This window comes from Pseudomonas sp. 05N36, assembly GCF_056397385.1.
On record NZ_JBFTNH010000008.1, the window covers coordinates 54,420 to 77,507 of the forward strand.

The 23,088-nt window shown below is 57.4% G+C and carries 23 protein-coding genes; 12 read left to right on the forward strand and 11 right to left on the reverse strand.

Going from position 1 to position 23,088, the window contains the following annotated elements; all coding sequences use genetic code 11:
- Nucleotides 1-116 precede the first annotated feature (116 nt).
- The 5 genes from pqqC to AC1DIH_RS12865 all read left to right on the forward strand — a co-directional run bounded on the left by pqqC (nucleotide 117) and on the right by AC1DIH_RS12865 (nucleotide 5,223).
- Nucleotides 117-869 (forward strand): pyrroloquinoline-quinone synthase PqqC, encoded by a 753-nt coding sequence (pqqC, locus tag AC1DIH_RS12845; protein WP_477771941.1) that lies wholly within the window; start codon nucleotides 117-119, stop codon nucleotides 867-869.
- The gene (pqqD, locus tag AC1DIH_RS12850) at nucleotides 866-1,138 is read left to right on the forward strand and encodes a pyrroloquinoline quinone biosynthesis peptide chaperone PqqD (protein ID WP_054596934.1); all 273 of its coding nucleotides are present in this window, start codon (nucleotides 866-868) and stop codon (nucleotides 1,136-1,138) included. Before pqqC ends, pqqD begins: the two co-directional genes overlap by 4 nt.
- A complete protein-coding gene (pqqE, locus tag AC1DIH_RS12855) occupies nucleotides 1,116-2,258 on the forward strand; it encodes a pyrroloquinoline quinone biosynthesis protein PqqE (protein ID WP_477771942.1) in 1,143 nt (380 codons plus the stop codon). Before pqqD ends, pqqE begins: the two co-directional genes overlap by 23 nt.
- Nucleotides 2,259-2,348: 90 nt before the next feature.
- Entirely contained in the window at nucleotides 2,349-3,512 is a 1,164-nt protein-coding gene (gene ercA / locus AC1DIH_RS12860; RefSeq protein ID WP_477771943.1) for an alcohol dehydrogenase-like regulatory protein ErcA, read from the forward strand.
- Nucleotides 3,496-5,223 carry a PAS domain-containing hybrid sensor histidine kinase/response regulator gene (locus tag AC1DIH_RS12865; protein WP_477771944.1) on the forward strand — a complete coding sequence of 576 codons (1,728 nt, stop codon included), beginning with the start codon at nucleotides 3,496-3,498 and terminating at the stop codon, nucleotides 5,221-5,223. The genes ercA and AC1DIH_RS12865 overlap by 17 nt, the downstream gene beginning before the upstream one ends.
- 53 nt (nucleotides 5,224-5,276) lie before the next feature.
- Here the strand turns inward: AC1DIH_RS12865 and AC1DIH_RS12870 are convergent, their stop codons facing one another.
- Entirely contained in the window at nucleotides 5,277-7,016 is a 1,740-nt protein-coding gene (locus tag AC1DIH_RS12870; protein WP_477771945.1) for a dipeptidase, read from the reverse strand.
- 390 nt (nucleotides 7,017-7,406) lie between these two features.
- On the opposite strand from AC1DIH_RS12870, the gene AC1DIH_RS12875 reads away from it, so the two are divergent.
- The gene (locus tag AC1DIH_RS12875) at nucleotides 7,407-8,282 is read left to right on the forward strand and encodes a DNA/RNA non-specific endonuclease (protein WP_477771946.1); all 876 of its coding nucleotides are present in this window, start codon (nucleotides 7,407-7,409) and stop codon (nucleotides 8,280-8,282) included.
- A 62-nt stretch (nucleotides 8,283-8,344) separates the two neighbouring features.
- On the opposite strand, the gene AC1DIH_RS12880 is transcribed toward AC1DIH_RS12875, so the two are convergent.
- Nucleotides 8,345-9,055, reverse strand: a complete 711-nt coding sequence (locus AC1DIH_RS12880; protein WP_477771947.1) for a class I SAM-dependent methyltransferase — start codon at nucleotides 9,053-9,055, stop codon at nucleotides 8,345-8,347.
- Nucleotides 9,056-9,199: 144 nt separating this feature from the next.
- Nucleotides 9,200-9,964: a substrate-binding periplasmic protein gene (locus tag AC1DIH_RS12885; RefSeq protein WP_477771948.1), complete on the reverse strand. Its 765-nt coding sequence runs from the start codon at nucleotides 9,962-9,964 to the stop codon at nucleotides 9,200-9,202.
- Nucleotides 9,965-10,295: 331 nt separating this feature from the next.
- On the opposite strand from AC1DIH_RS12885, the gene AC1DIH_RS12890 reads away from it, so the two are divergent.
- Entirely contained in the window at nucleotides 10,296-11,180 is an 885-nt protein-coding gene (locus AC1DIH_RS12890) for an alpha/beta fold hydrolase (protein WP_477771949.1), read from the forward strand.
- A 1-nt stretch (nucleotide 11,181) separates the two neighbouring features.
- On the opposite strand, the gene AC1DIH_RS12895 is transcribed toward AC1DIH_RS12890, so the two are convergent.
- Nucleotides 11,182-11,952 (reverse strand): DeoR/GlpR family DNA-binding transcription regulator, encoded by a 771-nt coding sequence (locus AC1DIH_RS12895; protein WP_477771950.1) that lies wholly within the window; start codon nucleotides 11,950-11,952, stop codon nucleotides 11,182-11,184.
- A gap of 263 nt (nucleotides 11,953-12,215) precedes the next feature.
- On the opposite strand from AC1DIH_RS12895, the gene AC1DIH_RS12900 reads away from it, so the two are divergent.
- Both AC1DIH_RS12900 and AC1DIH_RS12905 read left to right on the forward strand, forming a co-directional pair.
- The gene (locus AC1DIH_RS12900) at nucleotides 12,216-13,496 is read left to right on the forward strand and encodes a haloacid dehalogenase-like hydrolase (RefSeq protein ID WP_054596945.1); all 1,281 of its coding nucleotides are present in this window, start codon (nucleotides 12,216-12,218) and stop codon (nucleotides 13,494-13,496) included.
- A gap of 405 nt (nucleotides 13,497-13,901) precedes the next feature.
- Nucleotides 13,902-14,441, forward strand: a complete 540-nt coding sequence (locus tag AC1DIH_RS12905) for a hypothetical protein (RefSeq protein ID WP_477771951.1) — start codon at nucleotides 13,902-13,904, stop codon at nucleotides 14,439-14,441.
- A 542-nt stretch (nucleotides 14,442-14,983) separates the two neighbouring features.
- Here the strand turns inward: AC1DIH_RS12905 and AC1DIH_RS12910 are convergent.
- A complete protein-coding gene (locus tag AC1DIH_RS12910) occupies nucleotides 14,984-15,571 on the reverse strand; it encodes a GGDEF domain-containing protein (protein WP_477771952.1) in 588 nt (195 codons plus the stop codon).
- A 59-nt stretch (nucleotides 15,572-15,630) separates the two neighbouring features.
- Nucleotides 15,631-16,542, reverse strand: a complete 912-nt coding sequence (locus AC1DIH_RS12915) for a cache domain-containing protein (RefSeq protein WP_477771953.1) — start codon at nucleotides 16,540-16,542, stop codon at nucleotides 15,631-15,633.
- A gap of 268 nt (nucleotides 16,543-16,810) precedes the next feature.
- Between AC1DIH_RS12915 and AC1DIH_RS12920 the strand changes: the two genes are divergently transcribed.
- The gene (locus AC1DIH_RS12920) at nucleotides 16,811-17,005 is read left to right on the forward strand and encodes a hypothetical protein (protein WP_054596949.1); all 195 of its coding nucleotides are present in this window, start codon (nucleotides 16,811-16,813) and stop codon (nucleotides 17,003-17,005) included.
- 250 nt (nucleotides 17,006-17,255) lie between these two features.
- On the opposite strand, the gene AC1DIH_RS12925 is transcribed toward AC1DIH_RS12920, so the two are convergent.
- From AC1DIH_RS12925 to AC1DIH_RS12935, 3 genes are all read right to left on the reverse strand, one after another.
- Nucleotides 17,256-17,612: a hypothetical protein gene (locus AC1DIH_RS12925; RefSeq protein WP_477771954.1), complete on the reverse strand. Its 357-nt coding sequence runs from the start codon at nucleotides 17,610-17,612 to the stop codon at nucleotides 17,256-17,258.
- A 674-nt stretch (nucleotides 17,613-18,286) separates the two neighbouring features.
- Nucleotides 18,287-19,399 carry a CapA family protein gene (locus tag AC1DIH_RS12930; RefSeq protein ID WP_477771955.1) on the reverse strand — a complete coding sequence of 371 codons (1,113 nt, stop codon included), beginning with the start codon at nucleotides 19,397-19,399 and terminating at the stop codon, nucleotides 18,287-18,289.
- Nucleotides 19,400-19,527: 128 nt separating this feature from the next.
- The gene (locus tag AC1DIH_RS12935; protein ID WP_054596953.1) at nucleotides 19,528-19,734 is read right to left on the reverse strand and encodes a hypothetical protein; all 207 of its coding nucleotides are present in this window, start codon (nucleotides 19,732-19,734) and stop codon (nucleotides 19,528-19,530) included.
- A 278-nt stretch (nucleotides 19,735-20,012) separates the two neighbouring features.
- Between AC1DIH_RS12935 and AC1DIH_RS12940 the strand changes: the two genes are divergently transcribed.
- A complete protein-coding gene (locus tag AC1DIH_RS12940; protein WP_477771956.1) occupies nucleotides 20,013-20,276 on the forward strand; it encodes a hypothetical protein in 264 nt (87 codons plus the stop codon).
- A 446-nt stretch (nucleotides 20,277-20,722) separates the two neighbouring features.
- Nucleotides 20,723-21,325 carry a GNAT family N-acetyltransferase gene (locus AC1DIH_RS12945; RefSeq protein WP_477771957.1) on the forward strand — a complete coding sequence of 201 codons (603 nt, stop codon included), beginning with the start codon at nucleotides 20,723-20,725 and terminating at the stop codon, nucleotides 21,323-21,325.
- Between the two features lie 153 nt (nucleotides 21,326-21,478).
- Here AC1DIH_RS12945 and AC1DIH_RS12950 read toward each other — a convergent pair whose 3' ends face one another.
- Nucleotides 21,479-22,153: a DUF3313 domain-containing protein gene (locus AC1DIH_RS12950; protein ID WP_427538637.1), complete on the reverse strand. Its 675-nt coding sequence runs from the start codon at nucleotides 22,151-22,153 to the stop codon at nucleotides 21,479-21,481.
- Between the two features lie 144 nt (nucleotides 22,154-22,297).
- A complete protein-coding gene (locus AC1DIH_RS12955) occupies nucleotides 22,298-23,044 on the reverse strand; it encodes a phytanoyl-CoA dioxygenase family protein (protein ID WP_477771958.1) in 747 nt (248 codons plus the stop codon).
- Nucleotides 23,045-23,088 lie beyond the last annotated feature (44 nt).

Sequence of the window (23,088 nt, forward strand, 5' to 3'; positions counted from 1 at the left end):
GGGGGCGAGTCGGCCCCGATTTTCTGCGCACAGCAGCTCTACTGTGGGAGCGAGCCTGCTCGCGATGAGGCCGGCAACAGCACCACCTATCTACGGTTATTCCCCGGAGAACCGAAATGACTGACACACCACTGGCCCCCGCCGAGTTCGAACAGGCACTGCGCGCCAAGGGCGCCTATTACCACATTCACCATCCGTTCCATCATGCGATGTACGAAGGCCGGGCGACTCGTGAACAGATCCAGGGCTGGGTCGCCAATCGTTTTTATTATCAGCTCAACATCCCGCTCAAGGATGCGGCGATTCTGGCCAACTGCCCGGATCGCGAGGTGCGTCGGGAGTGGCTGCAACGCCTGGTCGATCACGACGGCGTGCCCGGCAGCGAGGGCGGGATCGAGGCCTGGCTGCGGCTGGGGGAGGCGGTGGGCATTGCGCGTGAGCGGATGCTATCCCAGGAAATGGTCCTGCCGGGGGTGCGCTTTGCGGTGGATGCCTACGTCAATTTTGCCCGTCGCGCCTGTTGGCAGGAGGCCGCCAGCAGTTCGCTCACTGAGCTCTTTGCACCGCAAATCCATCAATCCCGACTCGACGCCTGGCCGCAGCACTACCCGTGGATCGACCCTGCCGGCTACGAGTATTTCCGCACACGCCTGAGCCAGGCGCGGCGTGATGTCGAACATGGCTTGCGCATTACCCAGGCGCATTACGTCACGCGTGAGGGGCAGCAGCGGATGCTGGAGATTCTGCAATTCAAGCTCGACGTACTGTGGAGCATGCTCGATGCCATGAGCATGGCCTATGAACTGGAACGTCCGCCGTACCACAGCGTCACCCGCGAGGCAGTCTGGCATCGGGGGATCATCCTGTGAGCGGCATCGAACGTCACCTGCAACCGGCACTGCGCCGTGGCTTTCGCCTGCAGTGGGAAGCCCGTCAGGATTGCCATGTGCTGCTCTACCCGGAAGGCATGATCAAACTCAATCGCAGTGCCGGCGAGATCCTCAGCCTGGTGGACGGTCAGCGCAATGTGGCGTCGATCATCGAGCTGTTGTCGGCGCGTTTCCCCGAGGTGCCGGGGATCGATGAAGATGTGCTGGCGTTTCTGGAGGTGGCCCATGCTCAATACTGGATCGAATGACCCGCGTCCGGGCCCGCCGTTGTGGCTGCTGGCGGAACTGACTTATCGCTGCCCGTTGCAGTGCCCGTATTGTTCCAACCCCCTGGACTTTGCCCGGCACGGCGAGGAATTGAGCACTGCCGAGTGGATCCGCGTGTTCCGCGAGGCTCGGGACATGGGCGCTGCGCAACTGGGGTTTTCCGGTGGCGAGCCATTGGTACGCCAGGACCTGGCCGAGCTGATCAAGGCCGCCCGGGACATGGGCTATTACACCAACCTCATCACCTCGGGGATCGGCTTGACCACGAGCAAGGTCCGGCAGTTCAAGGAGGCCGGACTGGACCATATCCAGATCAGCTTCCAGGCCGCCGACGAGACGGTCAACAACATGCTCGCCGGCTCGCGCAAGGCATTCGCCCAGAAGCTGGCGATGGCCCGGGCGGTGAAGGCCCAGGGCTATCCGATGGTGCTGAACTTCGTCACCCATCGGCACAACATCGACCAGATCGGACAAATCATCGAGCTGTGCCTGGAGCTGGAGGCGGATTTCGTCGAGTTGGCCACCTGCCAGTTCTACGGTTGGGCCGAACTCAACCGCGTCGGCCTGTTGCCGACCCGTGAGCAGTTGCAGCGTGCCGAACGCATCACCAACGAGTATCGCCAGCGCCTGGAGCAGCAGGGCCACCCCTGCAAGCTGATCTTCGTCACCCCGGACTACTACGAAGAACGCCCCAAGACCTGCATGAACGGCTGGGCCAACCTGTTTCTCGATATCACCCCGGACGGCACCGCGTTGCCGTGCCATAGCGCCCGGCAGTTGCCGGTGCAGTTTCCCAATGTGCGCGACCACAGCATCGAGCACATCTGGAACGACTCCTTCGGTTTCAATCGCTTTCGCGGCGATGAGTGGATGACCGAGCCCTGTCGTTCCTGCGATGAAAAACACCAGGACCTGGGTGGCTGCCGTTGCCAGGCGTTCATGCTCACCGGCGATGCCGCGAATGCGGACCCGGTGTGCAGCAAGTCACCGCACCATGGCAAGATCCTCGAGGCCCGCCGGCAAGCCGAAGCGCCGGGGCAGGGGATCGAGCAGCTGACCTTGCGCAACGAGAAGGCGTCGCAGTTGATCTTTCGCGGCTGAGGCGCGGGCTACCCTTTGGTCTGATTGCATTCGCAGCGGGATGCTTTAGGCTGGCTATTACCTTCCAAAACAATAAAAACAGGCTTTCCAATGAGCCAGAGTCTCAGCCAGCTGCGTAAATTCGTTTCGCCTGAAATCATTTTCGGTGCCGGCTGCCGGCATAACGTCGGCAACTATGCCAAGACCTTCGGCGCGCGCAAGGTATTGGTGGTCAGCGACCCCGGCGTAATCGCTGCCGGTTGGGTCGCCGATGTCGAGGCCAGCCTGCAGGCCCTCGGCATCGACTATTGCCTGTACAGCGCCGTGTCGCCCAACCCGCGGGTCGAAGAGGTCATGCTGGGGGCCGACATCTACCGTGAAAACCACTGCGATGTGATCGTCGCCGTCGGCGGCGGCAGCCCCATGGACTGTGGCAAGGGCATCGGCATCGTCGTTGCCCACGGTCGCAGCATTCTCGAGTTCGAGGGCGTGGACATGATCCGCGTACCGAGCCCGCCGCTGATCCTGATCCCCACCACCGCTGGCACCTCGGCGGATGTTTCGCAGTTCGTGATCATCTCCAACCAGCAGGAGCGGATGAAGTTCTCCATCGTCAGCAAGGCGGTGGTGCCGGACGTGTCGCTGATCGACCCGGAAACCACCCTGAGCATGGACCCGTTTCTGTCGGCCTGTACCGGCATCGATGCCCTGGTGCACGCTATCGAGGCATTCGTCTCCACCGGTCACGGCCCGTTGACCGACCCGCATGCGCTGGAGGCCATGCGGCTGATCAACGGCAATCTGGTACAGATGATCGCCAACCCGACGGATATCGCCCTGCGCGAAAAGATCATGCTGGGCAGCATGCAGGCCGGCCTGGCGTTCTCCAACGCGATTCTCGGTGCGGTGCACGCCATGTCCCACAGCCTGGGCGGTTTCCTCGACCTGCCTCATGGCTTGTGCAACGCGGTACTGGTGGAACATGTCGTGGCGTTCAATTACAGCTCGGCACCGGAGCGTTTCAAAGTGATTGCCGAGACCTTTGGCATCGACTGCCGCGGCCTCAATCATCGGCAGATCTGTGGGCGTTTGGTGGAGCACCTGATCGCGCTGAAACACGCCATCGGTTTCCACGAAACCCTGGGCCTGCACGGAGTCGGCACGTCTGACATTCCGTTCCTGTCCCAGCATGCGATGGATGACCCGTGCATTCTCACCAACCCCCGCGAGTCGAGCCAGCGCGATGTCGAGGTCGTCTATGGCGAAGCCCTCTGACGAGCAACAACGGGCGCTGACCGGATTGCTGGGGCTGGGCAATCATTCGGCGCGCAAGAGTCATTACCCGGAGCTGGCGGCCCGTCTCGACGAGCTGGAAGCCGAACGCAACCGCTACAAGTGGTTGTTCGAAAACGCCGTCCACGGAATTTTCCAGGCCAGCCTGCAACAGGGCATGCTCGCCGCCAACCCGGCGCTGGCGCACATGCTGGGTTACGAGACGCCTCAGGAAGTACTGTTCTCCCGAGCCGATCTGGCAAGCCAGTTGTTCGTCGGCGATGCGCAGGAAGTGCAGGACATCGCTGAAACCCTGCAAGCTCAACGCAGCCTGCTGGGCTATGAAACCCAGCTGCGACGCAAGGACGGCAGCCACATCGATGTGTTGATGAACCTGCTGCTCAAGCCGGATCAGGAGGGCCTGGTGGAAGGTTTTGTCGCCGATATCACCGAGCGTAAATTGGCCCAGCAACGCTTGCAGACGCTCAACGATGAGCTGGAACAACGGGTCACCGCGCGCACCGATGAATTGCTCGAAGCCAACCGCAACCTGCAACAGCAGATCGCCCAGCGCGAGCAGGTCGAACAGGCCTTGCGCGATGCCCGGGATGCGGCGCAGGCGGCCAACAACAGCAAGGACAAATACCTGGCCGCCGCCAGCCACGACCTGCTGCAGCCGTTGAACGCGGCGCGCCTGCTGATCTCCACGTTGCGTGAACGCCCGTTACCCAGTGTTGAGCAGGTACTGGTCGAACGCACTCATCAAGCGCTGGAAGGTGCCGAAGACCTGCTCACTGATCTGCTGGATATTTCCCGTCTCGATCAAGCAGCGGTCAAACCGGATATTGCCCTGTATCGCCTCGATGAACTGCTGGGCCCGTTGGTCTCGGAGTTCCAGTCGGTGGCTGGAGCGGCCGGGTTGAACCTGCGGGTACACATGGGCAATTTCGCCATTCACACCGACCTTCGGTTGATGTCGCGGATCATGCGCAACTTGCTCAGCAATGCCTGTCGCTATACCGAGCAGGGCAGCATCCTGCTGGGCGCCCGGCGACGTGGCAAGAACCTGCGCCTGGAAGTCTGGGACACAGGTCGCGGTATTCCGGCCGACCGCCTGGACTCGATCTTCCTGGAGTTCAACCAGCTGGACGTCGGACGTGCGGCCGACCGCAAGGGCGTCGGGTTGGGTCTGGCTATCGTCGAGCGTATCGCGAGAATTCTCGAGCACAAGGTCGAGGTCCGCTCGTTGCCGGGACGCGGTTCGATGTTCAGCATCCAGGTGCCGATCGGCGAGCAAGTGCCGCTGCCCATCCATCAGGCGGTGCCGCAGCCGAGCACCGGCAACCCTTTGCCGGGCCGTCGTCTGCTGGTGCTGGATAACGAAGTGAGCATCCTCGAGAGCATGAGCGCATTGCTCGGCCAGTGGGGCTGCGAGGTGGTGACGGCAACCGACGAAAGCGGTGCGCTGCTGGCCTTGCAGGGGCGGGCGCCGGAATTGATTCTGGCGGATTTCCACCTGGACCATGGGGTCATCGGCTGCGACGTGATTCGCCACCTGCGCGAGCATTTCGCCGCCGCCATTCCCGCCGTGATCATCACCGCAGACCGCAGCGATCAGTGTCGCCGCTCGTTGCAACGACTCGGCGCGCCGCTGCTGAACAAACCGGTCAAACCCGGAAAGCTGCGAGCGGCGTTGAGTCAGTTGCTGGGGTAGCGCCCGACCATCAAAAAGGTGGACCCGCCAGAACAGCGGGTCCGAACGGTGGATCAGAGCTTCGGCAACTGCCCGACGCGCCCCATCATCTCGGTCACGATCTGCAGGTCCAGCAGGAACTGGTCGACAGTCTTGAACTCGTTGTCGGTGTGGCCGGTGTACTTGACCTCCGGCCTGGCCAGGCCGAACTGCACGCCATTGGGCAGTTCATGGACCGAGGTGGCGCCGGCGGAGGTGCCGAATTTGTGTTCCATGCCAAGGTTTTCACTGGACACGGCCAGCAGGGCCTTGACCCATTCACCCTCGGGGTTGCGGTGCATCGGCTCGGCGATCGAGTAGTTGAAGGCCACGGCAATGTGGGTCTGCTTGCTCCAGGCGCCAAGCTTATCGGCGATTTCGTTTTTGAGCGTCTCCGGGGATTTACCGACCGGCACGCGCAGGTTGACCGCGAGTTTGAAGGCTTTGTCATCCATCCCGACATAGGTCAGGGACGTGGTCAGCGGTCCCATGAAGGCATCGGAAAAACCGACCCCCAATTTGCCACCCAGGTAGTCCAGGCTCCAGTTGTCGGCAGCATAGCGGGCGGCATCGGTAATGTGGTTGTGCTTGAGCGCGACTTTACCGTCGAGGCTGTTGATCAAGCCCAGCATCCTTGCCACCGGGTTGACGCCTGACTCGGGCTCGGAGGAGTGGGCGGAAACCCCGGTGACCGTCAGCTTGACGTCCTTGCCGACGACCTTGGCGGTCACCTCGAAGTTGCCGCCATTGCGCTTGGCATAATCAGTACCGGCCTGCTGCAGGCTGGCGGCCAACTCGGCGGGCTTGTCACTCACCAGGGTGGCGACCGAAGTCGATGGAATCTGGTTGGTGGCCAGGCCGCCCGTCATTGAGGTGATTTCGGCGCCGCTGCCTTCAGCCTTACGGCGGGCAAAGCTCGCCATGACGGTGCCGTAGCCTTTCTCGGCAATCACCACCGGGTAGCCGCCATCCAGCGCCAGGTTGTAATTGGGTGTCGGGTTGTGTTCGAAGTAATAGGGGATGGCGTCGCCGGTGGTTTCCTCGGTGGTGTCCACCAGCAGCTTGAAATTCCTCGCCAGCGGCAGCTTCTCTTCCTTGATGATCTTCATGGCGTAGAGCGCCACCACGATGCCGTTCTTGTCATCCTCGGTGCCCCGACCGTACATGCGGTCGCCGACCAGGGTGACCTTGAACGGATCGAGTCGGGTGCCGTCTTTCAGGACCCAGTTCTCCGGAGTCACGGGGACTACGTCGGCGTGCGCGTGAATGCCCACGATTTCATCGCCACCGCCTTCGAGGGAAATTTCATAGACGCGGTTGTCGATGTTGCGAAAGTTCAGGTTGAAAGCCTGGGCCAGGCCCTTGAGCTTGTCGGCGATCTTGATGAATTCCGGATTCTCGTGCTGGGCAACGCCCTCCACGCGGAAGGTCGGAATGGCCACCAGCTCGCGCAGGGTTTCGGTGGCAGCGTTGCCGTACTTCACCCGCGCATAGATGCCAAGCAGGCGATGGATCTCGTTCTGTTGTTCAAGGGAAAGAGGCTTGTTGCCCTGGAACGCACTGATTGCCGGGCCGAAGTCGGCGGTTTTGGCAAGGTCGCTCTTGGCCAGGCTGCCCAGGAACTGCCTGAAATCCGTGACTGATGTATCACTGAAGGTCTTGAGGATGGTTGCGCTCTGGAGCGGTGTGATGTTGGCGTGCGCTGATGTGGTGAACGCCGAAAGGCTGGCCAGCATCAAGGTTGTTGCGGCCAGGTGCTTGAGTGAGAAGTCCATTGCTGGGGGCATTCCTTTGCAGGTGGTTTGTGAGAGATTTCTGATCGATGAGACAGAAACGTTTCCAAACTAACACCATGAGGAAGTGGTACGGGAGTCCTTGAAGTGAGATCTGTCGCACAGAAATGCCAAAGCGACGCAGAAACGAAAAAGCCCGGGGACGGTTTCACGGGCTTTCAGTGTCGTTGGCCAGGTCTTTGTGGGTCATGTCCGTTACTGTTTTTCGAGTAAAAGAAACTCCTTTGATTTCAATGGGTCAGACGCCGGGTGCGAGTCTCGTTATTATGTTGTCCGCATCATGAAAAGGGGCATTGGCCTCTTTTTTCTTGCCGACGATTTCAGGGCTTTGCCGCCAGTATCCTCCCTCAATCCAACTCAAAGATTCCAAGCATGAACCTACGCAAAATGGCAGTGGGGCTGTCGGCCCTTGTTTTGTTCTCGACCGGTACGGCAGAAGCTCGCAACCTGCTGGACTTCCTCAAGCCGCCCAGCCAGCACGAGGAACAAGGGCACCGTTCAGGCTCAATCAGCCAGAGCGCGGCGATCGAGCTGTATTCAAGCAAGCAGCAACAGGCATCGTTTGATGGGTGCGCCGACCTGTTTCCGGCAGCCCGGCCGATCAGCATGGCCATCGTGGCTGCAACGATGAAGCCCTTGGCCCTGTGTTCCGACAACTTTGCGGTGCTGTATTCGCAAACCAGCAAGACGCCATTGGTTGTGGTTGAGCGTCTGAATTCAGCCCAGCTGGCAGATGCCAAGGGAGAAGAGCGAACCAATCAGTTCTATCCGGACCCACGCATTCCCAAGGACGGGCGGGCAGAGTTGAGCGACTACCGCGGCCAACATCCGGCCGTGGATCGTGGTCATCAGTCCCCGGCCGCCGATGCCCCGAATCCGCATGCAATGGCCCAGACCTTTGCACTGTCGAACATGGTGCCGCAAGACCCGACCAATAACCGCAAGATCTGGAGCAAGGTCGAGTCTGATGTCAGGAAGTTCGCGAAGCGCGCCGATGGCAATGTCTTTGTCTTCACCGGCCCGCTCTTTGATGCAGGTCATGCCACCATTGGCGACAACAAGGTCTGGGTGCCAAACCGCCTGTTCAAACTGGTGTACGACGCTTCGTCCAAACGTGCCTGGGCGTATGTGCTACCTAACGCGGAAACCCGCATCGAGAAGCCGGTGGACTATGAGACTTTTGTGAAGATCACCGGACTCAACCTGCTGGGAAATCTGCCGGTCTCGGGTTCGGTGGTTCGCTCTTGATCTTCAAGGGCCCACTTTGCTGAATGCCATGCCGTTGACCAACGCTGACTGTTCAGCTGCGGTCACGGCTTGCGAGCCAGACAAAACACGGTCAGACCGGCCAGACGGTTTACCCCCATGAACGGAAGTTCGAGGGTGCACAGGGTCTTCAACAGGGTATTGACCAGCGGATGATGGCGCTTGAGTTGCGAGCGTGGCGCCGACGGTTGTGCGCCTATTGGCAACAACCGCAGGGTTGCCGCAATCGGGAACACCAGGCCGAAGTAATAGACCCCTTGCATCACCGTCAAACCGGCGTCCCTGGCCACCGTTTCCAGTTGCGGCAAGGTGTAGCGACGCTTGTGCTCGAGAAACTCGTCGTGCCCGCTCCAGAGAAACCGGAATGCCGGCACCGTCATCAGGAAACGGCTGCCGGACGGGACCTTATCGACATAGGCCTTGAGCAATCCAACGTCGTCATCGACATGCTCCAGCACGTCCATCAACAGCACCAGATCGGTGTCCACTGAATCAATCGAACGACGGTAGTGCAGCGGTTTGCCGGCGGTTGTGGTGTCCGAGTCCGTCTCATAGCTGATATCCACGCACCAGGCCTCGGTGGCGGTTGTCCGGGCCAGCAGGTGATGGGTGAAAAAGCCGGAGCCGGCGCCAATGTCGAGAATCCTTTTGACAGGGGTATCGCCCAGCAGACGAGTCATCGCTGCGGCTTTCGAACAGTAATACCAATGCTGACCGATGCTTGAACCGAGAATGTCGATTTCCTTGAGATCCATGGTTCAGTCCCTGGTGGTGTAGACCTGGCGCACCCGATGCCGATCAGTTGCAGACCACCGGCAAGGGTGACGGCGACCATCAGCGAAGCGTAGCCCGGTACCGAAGAGACTCAAGACCCCCACTGCATGTATTTGAAGCAGTGCTTATTGCGACAAATAGCCCTTTTGTATCTGTGCCAGGGTGCCGTCACTGCGAAGCGTTTCAACCGCTTTGCGCAAGGCTCGTACCTGTTGAGGGGAGCATTGCTTCGAGCAGGCCAGATAAAGATCTGTTCTATTCATGACGGGACTCATCAGCAGCGTGCGTCGAGACACCTTCGGCCAAATATATTGAGTCTCCGGGACACCGTTGAACCAGGCATCGATGCGTCCTCTCAAGAGCATTTGCGCGGGGTTGTCGCCAATGGTCAGCGGGTAGATCTGTCGGTTGTCGAAGCCCTGCGCGCGCAGGATTTCCTCTTGTGCGCTGCCCAGGCCTACACCGATCACGCGGTAGGTTTTCCTGGCTTCAGCGAAGCTGCTCACTGGCCGGTCAAGACTGAAAAAGGCTCGCTCCATGGACATGATGGGAGCGATCCAGCTGAAGTGCTCCTCACGTTCTGGCGTACGTGACAACGGGGCTATGAGGATGTCCTGATTCTCACTGACGTGTTTTTGCGCTCTGGCCCAAGGCAGCGCCTGTACATGGGCGACATAGCCGGCGTTGGCGATGGCCTTCAGGACCGCGTCTCCGACGATTCCGTGACCTTTGGGATCATCGACAAGGGTCAACGGGGGAGCGTCGGGGATAAACAGTTCAATCGGTAATGGTGCACCGCACGCGTTATAGGTCATCAGCAGCGATATCGACAGACACAGTCCGCAAAGCGCCTTGGTACGGGTACTTGATACGTGTGTGATCCGGTTCATGGTTGATATTTCAGGCGTTGGAAGTAGAGGGTCGACTCAACTCAACTAACCGCCGACTCAAGGTGGCAAACATCTTCCCATAGGTGCAGGTGTTAAGCGATGGCAGCGAACCCGGGCGAGGCCTCTACATCGGGTTTTAGAGCCCGGGACTGTGAGTCGGATCATTGCTTGCCACGGGGCGGCAAAATAACTCGTTCGGGCTCTTGCAGACGGGAAAATCCCTGCTTAACTCTGAACCTCCGGTCAGTCAGTGACTTATCAGTCACAAAGGCCGTCCGGGAAGTCGCTCACGCTGTGCGCTTAGTTAAATTTGTTCAGGGAAGAAAATGACATGATGCCGAAAACTGCCATCGTCGAGATTTGCAAGAAGTACAAGGTTTATACCGAGCACTATCTCAACGCCGCCGCTGACAAAACCATCATTCTGGTCAACGGCTCGCTGGCAACTACCGCATCCTTTGCTCAAACGGTGCGTTACCTGCAACCGCGATTCAATGTGGTGCTATACGACCAGCCTTACGCCGGTCAGTCGAGAGAGCACAACCTCCATGGCCAACCGATCCGAAAGGAAGACGAGGCGCAGATCCTGCTGGAATTGATCGAGCACTTTTGCGTGCATCATGTGCTGTCCTTTTCCTGGGGGGGCGCGGCGACCTTGCTGGCGCTGGCCCAGCGGCCGCGTCGAATCGAGAAGGCGGTGATCAATTCATTTGCAGCGCGGATCAATGCGCCGATGCGCGATTACCTGGAGAACGGCCTGAGTTTTCTCCAGGCCTGTGATCGGCCCAATGTCGGGCACTTGATCAACAGCACCATTGGCAAGCACCTGCCATCGTTGTTCAAACGTTTTAATCATCGCCATGTCAGCAGCCTGGCCGAACACGAATACCGGCAGATGCATTTCCACGTCAACGAGATCCTGACGCAGGATATCCACTGCTACTCGGTCTGTGCCGACGCGATCGAAGTCCCGATGTTGTTCGTCAACGGCGAATGGGATGAATACACCTCGGTGGAGGACGCCCGGCTTTTTGCCGCTCATGCCCGTCAGTCCCGGTTCCACACCATCAAGAACACTGGGCACTTCCTCGATATGGAGCACCCGGCGGCCTGGCATGACACACGGCAGGCCTTACTCGGCTTTCTGCAGCCGGCTTGCGGCACACCGAATCAGGTCCGTCATCACGCTTTCAGTAGAGAAGCTTCACTGATGTGAGCTACGCCAGGATGATGTGTTTCAGCTTGGCGTTCAGTGCGGCAAACGCCGCTTCGGTGCTGGCCTTGTGGTTGGTGATGAGCACGTCGATGCGCTCTGGCGGACAATAGGCTACGCGGCTCTCCACGCCGATCTTGCTGTAGTCGGCGAGGATGACCACGCGTTCGGCATTCTCGGCCATGGCGCGGGCCACTTCGGCCTCACGGTGGTCGTAGTTGCTGACGCCGCGCTGGGCGTCGATGCCGACGGGCGACAACAGCGCGAGGTCGGCCCGATAGCGGCCAATCTCCGCCACCGTGGTGCCGCCAACCGTGGCGGGAGCACGGTCGTCGAGCGAACCGCCGAGCACGATCACCTCGTTGTGCTGGCCGCCCGACGCGGCGGGGTTACGCAATTGCAGCGCCACGTTGAACGAGTTGGTGATCACGGTCAGCCCGCCCAGCTTGGCCAGCTCTTCGGCAAGAATGACCGTGGTGGTGCCCGCGTCGATAAACACGGTCTGTCCGTGCGACAGCAGGCCGACCGCTGCACGCGCGAGGTCACGCTTGAATTTGACGTTGCTGAGCGCCCGCTCGGCGATGGGGGCTTCGTCTTCGACTCGAATGGCGCCGCCGTGTATCCGCTTCAACTCCCCGAGGTCTTCCAGAGCGACCAGATCGCGMCGCACGGTCTCGCGTGAAACATTCAGCTCCGTGACGATGCGGTCGGTGGTGACGCGCTGCAAGGTCGATAGCAGTGCGCGGATTCGCTGGTAACGCTCTTCTTGCCACATGCCTGGTGTCCTGCCGTTTGAGTCGCTGTCCGAGCACGCATTGTGGAGGGGCACCGGTCACTGTCAAGTTCGCTCCGGCCTCCATCAGCAGGGGCGGGCGCGGTCTGCGAATCATCAAAATGTAATATTGTGGCAATATTGTGTTTTTGTGTATTTGAAGTTAGCCTCGTCACGGGACGGTTTTTCCCCTCGTCCCTATTTTCGAAACACGCTTTCGCCATCGCCTCGGTTGTAACCTATCGTCTAGAAGTAGGAGCTATACCATGCAGCGTCGCCAGTTTCTGAACACCCTCGCTACTGTTTCCGTCGTAACCCCGCTGTTGTTGTCCTCCCGTATAACGCAAGCCGCCACGCCCGCGGCCACACCGAGCGCGCTGGATCCGGCACGCTGGTCACCACTGAACACCCAGCGCCTGCAGGCGGTCATCGACCAGCACGGCGTCAAAAGTGCGTCTTACCGTCCTGACCAACGCCCGTACGCGGTGTTCGACTGGGACAACACCTGCATCATGAATGACTGTGAAGAAGCGTTGCTGGTCTACCAGATCAATCATTTGCAGTACAAGCTGACGCCCGATGAGTTCGCCGCCGTGCTGCGCCAGGACGTGCCGAACGGCGCGTTCATGAAGGACTACACCACGGTGGACGGTAAACCGGTCACCATGGAAGACATCTCCAGCGACGTGGAAGCTGACTACCGCTGGTTGCACGCCAACTACAAAGGGCTTGCCGGCGACAAAAGCCTGGAAGAGATCCAGGCCAGCGAGCAGTACAAGGATTTTCTCGCCAAGCTCTACTTCATGTACGACGCGATCTGCGACAGCTACCCGGTGGAGATCGGCTACAAGTGGATTCTGTACTTCTACAAGAACATGACCACGGCCGAGTTGCAGGCGATGGCGGAGGCCTCCAACAACTACGCCATGGGCGACGCGCTGCGCAAGGTCAAGTACGAGAGTTCACGCACGTTGCCAGGCAAGGCAGGGGTGGTGGCGGACACGCACTTTCATGGCATCCGCATCCATGAGGAAATCCGCGGCCTGATGCACACGTTGCGCGCCAATGGTATCGACGTCTACGTCAGCACCGCCTCGATCGACGATGTAGTACGCGTGTTCGCCGGTCATCCCAACTACGGCTATGGCGTACCGCCCGAGAACGTGATCGGCCTGCGCATGGCGATGGAAAACGGTAAGTACACCAGTCGCTATCAACCGGACTGGCACTTCAATTACGGCCCAGGCAAGACCGTCGGCATCAAGAATGTACTGGTGAAACAGAAGGGTTATGGCCCGGTGCTGGTGGCCGGTGACAGCGACGGTGATGCATGGATGCTGCGCGACTTCAACGACACGGCGGTGGGCGTGATCGTCAATCGCATGAAGAAAGGCGAGATTGGTGCCGACAGCCAGCAGGCTGCCACCCAGTTGGGCAAGCCGGACGCCCGTTTCATCCTGCAGGGGCGCGACGAGCACACCGGCCTGATGATTCCGGACGAAAAATCGCTCAAGTACGGTAAAGACGAACGTAAGCTGCTGGCCTGATGGTACTGGCTCGCGGGTGGTCGACGGCTATCCGCGAGCCGCAGTGCAACGACTGTCACGGGTGGAACTAAACCCTCCAGTACCGTCTGCAGTGCAGGGGCTAATCCCTTTTCTGAGAGCGCGGACATGTTCAGATCGCGCTCGTAGATATCTGATTCTTGTCGCTATCACTACCGCGATCATTGATGAGGTTCTAAACGGCGCTCTCGATCAGTAGGGTGGGGGCGCCGTTGAATCAATCTTCGTATCGTCCTGTTTGTGCGGCTGGCTATGAGAAGAAATCGGCTGCCCGTGCAGCCGATTCCATCAGCGCAGGGGCATGGATCCGTTCGTCGTTCGTTCTGAACTACAGGCAACTGTCTTTGTCCGACAATCTGTAAAAAACGAACCATTATGGAATCTATCATGCCTTTGAAAAACAAGAAGCTAGCCGCAGCTATGTCGTGCGTATTGATGCTTGCTGCCGCGCCTCTGCTCCCCGCCGGATTGTCTGTCATGGGTACGGCCTATGCCAAAGAAGGTGGTGGTCACGGTGGCGGTAATGGCAATGGTGGCGGAAATGGTGGTGGCAGTGGCGGCGGTGGTGGTCATGCAGGTGGTGCTCATGCGGGTGAAGGTCATTCGGCGGGTGCCAAGAGCAATGGTCGCGCTGAAGGCCAGGAAACCGATCACGACGGCCGGGCTGTTCGAGACCGCGGATTGAGCGGAAAACACCTCGGACGTGATAGCGATGATCACCTTGGACGCGATCACCTAGGACGCGATCACCTTGGACGTGCCCGCGATAGCCATCGTGGTCATGGAGCCGTGACTTCGGGTATTGCGCATTCGAAAGCAACGCGAGGGGTGGCGAAAGCAACGGCTATCTCGGCGACAACACCCGGTGATCACAACGCAAAAGGTTTGAGTAAGGCAGTGACTTCGACCACCGACAAAATCCGATAAGCACAACGCATTCAAAAAGCCGGGAAAACCATGGGTTGCCCGGCTTAATGAGACGGTCAGTCTGACCGAGAAGCCCTGCAGGTTCACGCTTGCAGGGCTTTTCTCGTTTTCGGCCGGGGATCGACTACAGTTGAGAGGTCATCGATAGGGAGATCCCATATGAAGTGCTTAATTTGTCAGGCTGTCGCCAAGACTGTTCACGCGCTGGGAGACTGGTCAGAGGTCAATTGCCCGGCCGGTTGTGGACACTTCAGGGTCTCGGCGAACCTTGTTGCGAAAATGACCTCGAAGAACGAATCCTTTGACCTTGAACGTACAAGGCGATGGCTTCAGATGGCCCGCAATGATGAGCCAGTGCCCTTGATATCGACCTACGATTACAACATTTCCTTACTGCGTCGCGACACCGAGGAGAAGGCGGTCACCCGGTCAAATCGTTCCAGGGAATCGGTAACGCTGGATTAGATGGAGGTTCTTGCTTCGATGTGACGAAGCAGCCAACTACGGCTTGGCTGCTTTTTTACTGCTGTCTGCCGTCCTTGCTAATTTGAAATGACGGTCCTGTTTCTCCCGCTGGACTTGGCGATGTATAGCGCTTTGTCGGCGATATCCACCAAGCCCTCTACCGTATCGACTTCCAGTTCGGAAAGTGAACTAATGCCAATGCTGATAGTGACCACCCCTAGCGGAGAGTCGCTGTGTTGTATTTCAGCGTGCTCCAAATCGAGTCGGATTTTTTCGGCCAGCAGGAAAGCCCCAACATAATCGGTGTTTGACAGTACTACGGCAAATTCTTCCCCACCGTACCGGGCGGCAAGATCACCGGTCCGGTTGACATGCTTTCTAATGATAGCGCCCACGGCCTTCAGGCACTCATCACCCTGTACGTGGCCGTAGAGGTCGTTGTAGCTCTTGAAGAGGTCAACGTCGATCATGATCAGTGCAGTGCCGTCCAGTTTCTTGCGTTTTTTCCTGGCCACTTCAGCTTCTATGAAGAAATCAAAGTGGCGTCGGTTGGCCAGCCGTGTCAGTCCATCTTCGAGGGCCATCAAACCAAGAATCTTATTGGCTTCAATGTAATCTTTCTGAGAGGCTTGCAATTCTCTTTGCGCTTGAATTTGCTGACTCATGAGTTTGATGAGTCGATAACCTATAACGCTCAGGATTATTAATAATATGGAGGAAATGATCAGGCTGGCGAGGGATTCGCTCCGCCAGTCCGCCAGTCCGCCAGTACTTCATTTCGATCAAATTCGGCGACGACGACAAGGGGGTACCCATTAATGCGTCTAAAGCCTATGACCCGCTCTACACCGTCGATAAACGATTTTATGGTCGCCGTGCCGGAGTTCACATCAGGCTTTAACAGGGCGAACACTTCGCCTTTTGATATGTTAATGCCGATGTCCTGGTCGCGAAATGGTTTGCGCACCACAATGTTGCCGCTGGAACTCACCAGATTGATCAGGCCGTTCGTTCCGGTGTCCACACCTTCGTAAAGATTGAGGAAGTAGTTGAGGTAAATGGTAGCGAGTGCGACGCCGGCAAAACTGCCGTCCGGATGGTTGATTCGGCGTGATACCGTCATGATCCATTCATTGGTTGAGCGACTGCGTATGGAAGGGCCAAGATAGGGTCCCGGGTCCGTATGGTCGCGATGATAAATGAAATAGTCACGGTCCGAGTTGTTGGCGCTAGCGGGTATGACACCGTTTGAATTGAGTAGCCAGCGTCCCTGTTCATCGTAGACAAAAAAGCCATGTATTTGAGGCAGGCGCTTTTGTTGTATTTTAAGTAACTCTTCCAGTTTGTTTAAGTTTTCTGCATTGCCGCCTTCAGTTTCCAGTCGTTCCTTGGCGCCTATAAGTACCGTGTCAGCCTGCGTAAGGGTGGCCTCTATGTTGGACGACAACGTCTTCGAGAGATTGGACATCTCGGTTTCCTTGTCGTGCAAATGGTACTCCAGGGAGTTGAAGATTCCCCAAGTGCTTATTGCTATCAGCGAGATGCATACGACGGCAACAAAGAGGATGACATGTCCGACTTTGAGTTTGGCATCGGTCCACCCGGCGGAAAAAAAAGAAGCCTTCCTTGTCAACATGAAATCCTGCCATTAGACGTGGGTATCAATAGTTAGCGTATTCTATTTTTCTCAAACCGTTGAGCTATTTTCAGCGTGGGTATTCGTTTTCGCCATATGCCCATCTTGCTTATTGCCAAATGTGCAGGCGGTCAAATAACGACAGCGTGATTGCCCCGCAATCACTCCCTCCCAGGAGCGTCAGAGAGAGGTGAAGGCTTTCGGTATGGAATCTTGGGGATTACAGGAGTAAAAAAGACCTTACCTGCCTCATCCAGAGGATGTGCAAATGGTCATTACCATCAAAGAGCGCGATGAGCATCACATGTCTCATGAATCAAGTAGCGCGGGAATCAGGATGTGGGATGTCTTTCAGGGAGATGTTCTGGTCGGCGTCTATCACAGTGAAGCTGAGGCGTTGAAGTACAAGGATTTGCTGGAGAGCGGTCGATTGGACAGCCACAAAAAACCTCCGAAAAGATAAGCTCAACGGAGTGAAAAAGCCCAGCCCAGTGCTGGGCTTTGTTGGTTTTGGGGCGGATGGATGCTGACAGTCGGCAGAGCGTGTCTGTTCAGTTGTGAATTGTTCAGAATTGGCTTGAGGACGCGGTGTTATGGAGCGCGTAAGGTTTACCTGTTCGCCCTGCCAGATGCTTCAGGAAACGTGCTGAGTGGCCAGCTGCTGGTCAGGGCGAACACTTGCTGCTATAGCGGCTGACTTTGAGGGGAGGGGGTTACTTGAGGGGAGAAGCAGAGATCTTTGAGTAAGTACCTTTATCGGTAGTGGCCAGTAAGCAGCGGCCATCCTTGAGTTTTGCGTAGAACGTTATTTCCCTTTCTGTATCGCATAGTAACCAGCCCGCCACTAGCCCTATTGGCCCTAGAAGCAATGCTCCCGCCAGGCCCCATCGGATGACGCTGCCTTTCTTGTTGACGACTTCTTCGGTTGCTGTTTCCAGGGTTTCCAGATTTGACAGGGGAATCTTGAGTTCGAGAGAAGGTTTCAGTGCGGATTTCAGAGTGAAAAATCCAGATTGAAATTCAGCATCGCCTGCCAGAAAGTCACCGGATATCACCGTTATTTTCGACATGATTTTTTCTTCGTGTGATCTGGTCTGGCCCGTTGAGTACTGGGCTCCAAAGGCTCCCTTCAGTCAATCGACTTGCGACAAAAGGTGAGGCCGACGGTCACTTGATCAACACCCGCCGAGGGTATTCACCCCCCCGTCTGATCGAGACCAGGGCTACCGGTTTTCTGTGGGTACAAGGAATTTTTTGTCGAGGTAGCGTGACGGTTGGAAATGGTCTATTAATTGACAACCTGCACCGCGAGGATGGGCGAGAAGTCAGCGCCTGGAAAACGTTCGGCGATGCCCGGCGGTGGGGCATGAGTTGGCGGCTGGATCGCTTGGTCGTGGAAATTGACAGGTGCTTGGGAGTGGCTCATGTGGTGTTTGATCTGCTCGGAAGACGCGCGACGTATTGAATCCGCAATGGATGGCATTGAACTGAATTGTCCTGAGTGCGGGCATTTCGGCGTATCTGGCATCGTCATGAGGGAAAGAGACGAGCGAAAACTCGATGTCGAGCGAACCAGGGTCTGGCTTCATCGCGAGCGCGAGATCAACCCTGACCGGTGTCCGGTTATCAACAGTTCGAATGTTATCTGGGCGTCAGAGCCCTGATGGTTGAGATCCCATAGGTTATTCAGTTGAATCCGGCGGGTTGGGTGCAACTATTCGCAACAGAATGCCGACCTGTTTTCCTACCAACACAACGTGAAGGCATTTTTCGCGCCTGGCTCGATGCGGCTGCCCAAGCGTGCGCATTCGCGAGAAAGGGTATCGTGCAGCCATTGATGGTCATCCCCTTCGGCGCGGCAGATGCGAAAGCGATGGAGGCGGATGGGTATCAGGTCCAGCGAATGCAGGCACCCGCTTGGGTCCAGGGCGGCAAAGTACAGAAGCCCCAGGTCGCCACGAAAGTCTGCGTGGTTCTCGATACCTTCGTAATCGTTCAGGAGATCACCGCAGCCATAGAGAATCAGGCGTTCGCGGTACACCTCGATGCCCTTGATGTGGTGCGAGGAATGCCCGTGCACCACGTCAACTCCGGCCTCGTCGATCAAGGCATGGGCGAACCGGACCTGCTCCCGCGGGATATCGAATCCCCAGTTACCGCCCCAGTGAATGGAGGCGACCACCCGGTCTCCCGGTTTTTTGCTCGCAAGAATCCGTTTGGCCACCGGGTGCAGGCTTTGCATCGACAGATCCTCCAGCCGTGCGACGCCCGCGCGCTTGTCTGTAGCGGCCCAGTCCGGTGGGATGCCGCTGTCGGGGGCGCCGAGGCCAAACACCAGCAAACGCCGCCCGCCAGGCTGCGACAGTACGGCAGGCGCTTCGGCAGTTTGCCGGTTATGCCCGGCGCCAGCGCTGCACATACCGTTGCTTGACAGGGTGTCTAGCGTATCGGTCAGACCGGCTTCTCCCCAGTCCAGCACATGATTGTTGGCCAGCATGCAGCAGTCGATGCCGGCTGCGCTGATGACCGGGAAGTTCTCCGGACTCATGCGGTAATTGATGCCTTTTGGCTCCGGTCGCCCGCGGCGGGACACCGCAGTTTCCAGATTGATGATGCGTGCGTGTGGCTGGCGAAGTTCGAACTCATCCAGCGCGGCGCCCCAGACATAGGTGAAGTCGACCGGGCGGGGAATCGGGCCATTGAGTCTTTCTGCCAGCCGGACGTAGTCGCCGGCATGCTTGACGTAAGCTTCGTAAAGCCGCGGATCGCCAGGATGCGGCAGTACTGAGTCGATGCCGCGGGCGGTCATGACGTCGCCCGCGAGAAACAGCTTCAGCGTATCGCTAACAGCGGCCATGACACCCTCCCGGATATCCCGATCAGCTCACCGCACGTTTTGCTCGCACACTGTTCAAAATATCAATTTTTCTGCGTGGCCTGCGACAAGCCGATGACGAACCAACCCGGTATTGAGATCAAACACTGTCAGAGCAAGTAGCCAGTTGCCTGTTCGAAGTGGTTGTCCTGCACCCCGGCAATCAGGTGCAATGGAATGTGCTGTTGTGCATCGATGGCGGGGATTTCAAAGCTGCCCACTATTTGAAGGTGTCGCTCACTCAGCCCGGTCGACTCTTCTTCGTTTGCCTTAGCCATTCTCGCGTGGTTCGCTGCGATTTCATTGAGAGTTGACACGTTACATCTCCGGTGACTGACCAGGCGTATCGCTGGAGTCCTTAAGCGTTAATGTTGATTGCTGCCGCGTCAGAATTATGTCGTCCTGGGGCCGCTACGGGCGTACTTAGCAATCCTTGAGCCGTATCCTGCACCCCGTTTTAATAGGCGACGAATGGTGTCGCAGAGTTCTCTCTAAAGGACTTTTACCGAGACCGGATCCTTTGGTCAGGAAATGCTGAACATCTCTTTGCAGGCAGCGTTCTAAACAGGTATGGGAACCCAACAGGAGAAGCATCATGGTTCAGCGCCGCCGACACCATATCTCCCAGATATCTCTTCGATTAGAGGGCTTGCGCGCCAACCTTTCGCAATTCAAGCAGGACGAGCTTGAAATACAGGAAACATTACGTGGATCTCCTGCACTCGAGATCGAAAAAGCTCTGGATGAGGCGTTTGACGAGATACGTGATTCGATAAACCATACCGAAGAACTCTTGAACGCGTTGGTTCAAGATGCTGAAAGAGGTCGTCAAACGCAGGCGAGCCAAGAGGCTGGTTAACGAGAGGGTGAACACGCTCATTGACTGCATGGAGTCGCCCCGTGCAGTCCAGCTGCTCTCCAGGTTCAAGACGGAGAACCAAGGGAACTTTAAAACCCATGAGCCGAAACTGATGTTCAAGAGAGGGAGAGGTTAATGAGAAAGCCCGCTACCGGCGGGCTTTCTGCATCATATTGGAGCATGAAGACGTAAAGATCGGGTCTACTGATCTTTATCTTTATCTTTATCTTGTTTGGTGCTCGAAGTAGCAGCGTTACTCAAAATGCATGATGGCTTCCATCGATAAGAGTGGGTTTGCATGAATTAGGACGCACGGCATTCGTTTATGGTTCTCAGGCTTCAGACAGACGGTGTGAGGCGTCTGGAAACACTATGTACTGGATGCCGGCGCACCTATGAGGGGCGAGGTTTAGATCGGGCATGTCATTTCAGGAGAAGGGGTAACAATGATCCACCGTAAGCCATCAGAGCCTTGGGCTGTTGACGCGATAGCCTACATTCGGGCCTCTTCGGCTTTGAAACGAGAGTTTGCTTTGCTGCAAAACCGTGTCTATCCCGAGACGGAAGAAGATGAAATCAATATGGCGATACCGCTGCACGATCCGGTGTTCGATACATTCTCGTTCTATATTTGCGCGCACGACAGGGTTGTCAGTTATGCCGCGGTCGTAATGAAGCCGATTGAACATGCGGGTGACACATTTGACATTGCCGGGCTGAGTTGCGTCATGACCGATCCAGATTGTCAGGGGCTAGGTCTTGGGTTGAAGACCGTCGCTGCAGCGACTCGTTGTATGGAGCGCAGTAACCTTGATATCGGTGTCTTCACGTGTGATCCGCCGCTCGCTCGTTTCTATGCGCAGGCTGGCGGATGGTCTGTTGCGCCCACTATCATCCTGATCGGCAACCAGGATGAAGAGGCTTTACGCAGCGATACGTTGGGCAAAGTCGTCATGTTGCGGCTGTTTTCGCAGAAGGCAATCGCGAAAGCATCGACATTTACGCACGGGGTTATAAATCTCGCCTTGCCGCAAGGGCAGTTTTTATAGTCCAGGTGTCAATGTGCTCTGCCGCTCGCTGCTCCTGAGACGTAGGCGGGCGCCCGAGCAGCTGGCGCCATCAGATTGGACGGCACCGACCTTTTCCTGCGGGGCTGAGATGAGAAGCACAGTCATCCACGGAAGCTGACTGACACTTCATTGCTATTCGATGAATGCTTGTATATCGCTGTCCAGTTTTTTGATCGCCGCTTTGAAATCGTTGGCGGTAACCGGCTGGCTTGCATTTTTCAATTGCTCACCGAAGACCTTGCGTACCACTTTGGCCACAGTCCGGCCATTGCTTGCGTCGATTATCTCGGCCTCAATGTACAACTCGGTTTCTTGATTACGGTGGCCGGTGGCCGCCTGAGTCGCGCCTATTGCGGCCGCAACCGGAACCACTTCATACCATTTCATACCTTCGTTGGACGTGCTGACCCCGGTAATCGCAGCGCGTACGACCAGGACTCGCGAACCGGCAGGGGCCGACTGAACGTTGGGTACCACACGGTACTTCTGGCCCAGCGCGCTCTTGGCATTGTTCGTCATGTAGGCTTGCAGTTGGTCCAGCGTCTGGCGGTTGACCCGTTCATTGGGCTGTGGTGTCGGGTACAGTTCCAATCGCTTGAAGGCCACCGTGTCATAAGTGTTCGGGTTCCAGGACGGAGTCACCCAACGCATCGCCTTCTCACCGCTGGGTGTAGTGACTTCCTGCAAGTTGTTGTAGTCGGGAAGAAACCCTGAGTACTGTTCTTTCTCCGTGATTCTTGAGGTGCACCCGCCGAGCAGCAGGCCGCTCAAGGCAACGCCGACAAGCAATTTTCTGGACAGACTCATACTGTTTACTCCATGGATTAAGACGTTCAATACCGCATCGAGTTGACGGCAGTGACAGGCTATAGGGCTAATACCTGCACGCTGAATTCCTTATGAGGCGGCCTGCATAGCGTGCCTTGTGTCCTTTGCTGGAGTATGTCCCGCTTATTTCCATGCGGTAGAAATGTTACCCAAATGAAATATATGGCTGGCCGATGTTCCAGCTTTTTCTCCTTCGAAACAATGTTCCCAATCCGAGGGATCGAACCGATCGGTCGTGTCCATCCGAATATTTCGCAGGCTCACCGTTTCCAGGTGTGAAGCGTATAGGGGCTCTGAAAAATAACTCATCAGGATGGAACGACGGCGTGCGCCGATTGAGTTCAGACTGCCCGCATGCACTAAATCGACATCAAACACCAGGATGTCACCCGCCGAACCTGAAAGCTGCACGGACCGGGACTCGTCATTGAAGTCGAATGGCGGCTCTCCCTGCTCAGGGCGATGGCTGCCAGGGACGATACGAGTTGCGCCGTTCTCGGGGCCGTAATCGTCGAAAAAAGCCAGGACGTTCACAATGTCGCCTGGCCGTTGGGCCGACAAGTCGCGGTGCAGCTGCTGATGACCGCCACCTGCAAGAGGCTCGCGACCCTCCACCTGCGAGAGGAAGAACCGCTCTCCGATCAACTCGCCCACCACCGCCAGCACCTGGGGCAGACGACACACAGCCTGAATCTTCGAATCAGAGTCCAGCAGCGAATGGCGCCAATCCATGCCACGTGGCACGGGCCATTGGTCCGCCGGTTTCACGCCCGCATCGAATACAGTCCGAAGGTCTGCAAGCCACTCGGCCGGGATCGCTCGACGGAGCAGTGCATAGCCATCTCGATGAAGTTGTTCGCGGTCAGTCATGGATTGCTCAATTCCCTCGCCATCAACTCGATCAATACAGATCG

What these genes read in the sequence shown, in the direction of transcription:
- pqqC (WP_477771941.1), top strand. Translation starts at nt 117, where the DNA reads ATGACTGACACACCACTGGCCCCCGCCGAGTTCGAACAGGCACTGCGC.
- pqqE (WP_477771942.1), top strand. Translation starts at nt 1,116, where the DNA reads ATGCTCAATACTGGATCGAATGACCCGCGTCCGGGCCCGCCGTTGTGG.
- ercA (WP_477771943.1), top strand. Translation starts at nt 2,349, where the DNA reads ATGAGCCAGAGTCTCAGCCAGCTGCGTAAATTCGTTTCGCCTGAAATC.
- AC1DIH_RS12865 (WP_477771944.1), top strand. Translation starts at nt 3,496, where the DNA reads ATGGCGAAGCCCTCTGACGAGCAACAACGGGCGCTGACCGGATTGCTG.
- AC1DIH_RS12870 (WP_477771945.1), bottom strand. Translation starts at nt 7,016, where the DNA reads ATGGACTTCTCACTCAAGCACCTGGCCGCAACAACCTTGATGCTGGCC.
- AC1DIH_RS12875 (WP_477771946.1), top strand. Translation starts at nt 7,407, where the DNA reads ATGAACCTACGCAAAATGGCAGTGGGGCTGTCGGCCCTTGTTTTGTTC.
- AC1DIH_RS12880 (WP_477771947.1), bottom strand. Translation starts at nt 9,055, where the DNA reads ATGGATCTCAAGGAAATCGACATTCTCGGTTCAAGCATCGGTCAGCAT.
- AC1DIH_RS12885 (WP_477771948.1), bottom strand. Translation starts at nt 9,964, where the DNA reads ATGAACCGGATCACACACGTATCAAGTACCCGTACCAAGGCGCTTTGC.
- AC1DIH_RS12890 (WP_477771949.1), top strand. Translation starts at nt 10,296, where the DNA reads ATGATGCCGAAAACTGCCATCGTCGAGATTTGCAAGAAGTACAAGGTT.
- AC1DIH_RS12900 (WP_054596945.1), top strand. Translation starts at nt 12,216, where the DNA reads ATGCAGCGTCGCCAGTTTCTGAACACCCTCGCTACTGTTTCCGTCGTA.
- AC1DIH_RS12905 (WP_477771951.1), top strand. Translation starts at nt 13,902, where the DNA reads ATGCCTTTGAAAAACAAGAAGCTAGCCGCAGCTATGTCGTGCGTATTG.
- AC1DIH_RS12910 (WP_477771952.1), bottom strand. Translation starts at nt 15,571, where the DNA reads ATGAGTCAGCAAATTCAAGCGCAAAGAGAATTGCAAGCCTCTCAGAAA.
- AC1DIH_RS12915 (WP_477771953.1), bottom strand. Translation starts at nt 16,542, where the DNA reads ATGTTGACAAGGAAGGCTTCTTTTTTTTCCGCCGGGTGGACCGATGCC.
- AC1DIH_RS12920 (WP_054596949.1), top strand. Translation starts at nt 16,811, where the DNA reads ATGGTCATTACCATCAAAGAGCGCGATGAGCATCACATGTCTCATGAA.
- AC1DIH_RS12925 (WP_477771954.1), bottom strand. Translation starts at nt 17,612, where the DNA reads ATGTCGAAAATAACGGTGATATCCGGTGACTTTCTGGCAGGCGATGCT.
- AC1DIH_RS12930 (WP_477771955.1), bottom strand. Translation starts at nt 19,399, where the DNA reads ATGGCCGCTGTTAGCGATACGCTGAAGCTGTTTCTCGCGGGCGACGTC.
- AC1DIH_RS12940 (WP_477771956.1), top strand. Translation starts at nt 20,013, where the DNA reads ATGGTTCAGCGCCGCCGACACCATATCTCCCAGATATCTCTTCGATTA.
- AC1DIH_RS12945 (WP_477771957.1), top strand. Translation starts at nt 20,723, where the DNA reads ATGATCCACCGTAAGCCATCAGAGCCTTGGGCTGTTGACGCGATAGCC.
- AC1DIH_RS12950 (WP_427538637.1), bottom strand. Translation starts at nt 22,153, where the DNA reads ATGAGTCTGTCCAGAAAATTGCTTGTCGGCGTTGCCTTGAGCGGCCTG.
- AC1DIH_RS12955 (WP_477771958.1), bottom strand. Translation starts at nt 23,044, where the DNA reads ATGACTGACCGCGAACAACTTCATCGAGATGGCTATGCACTGCTCCGT.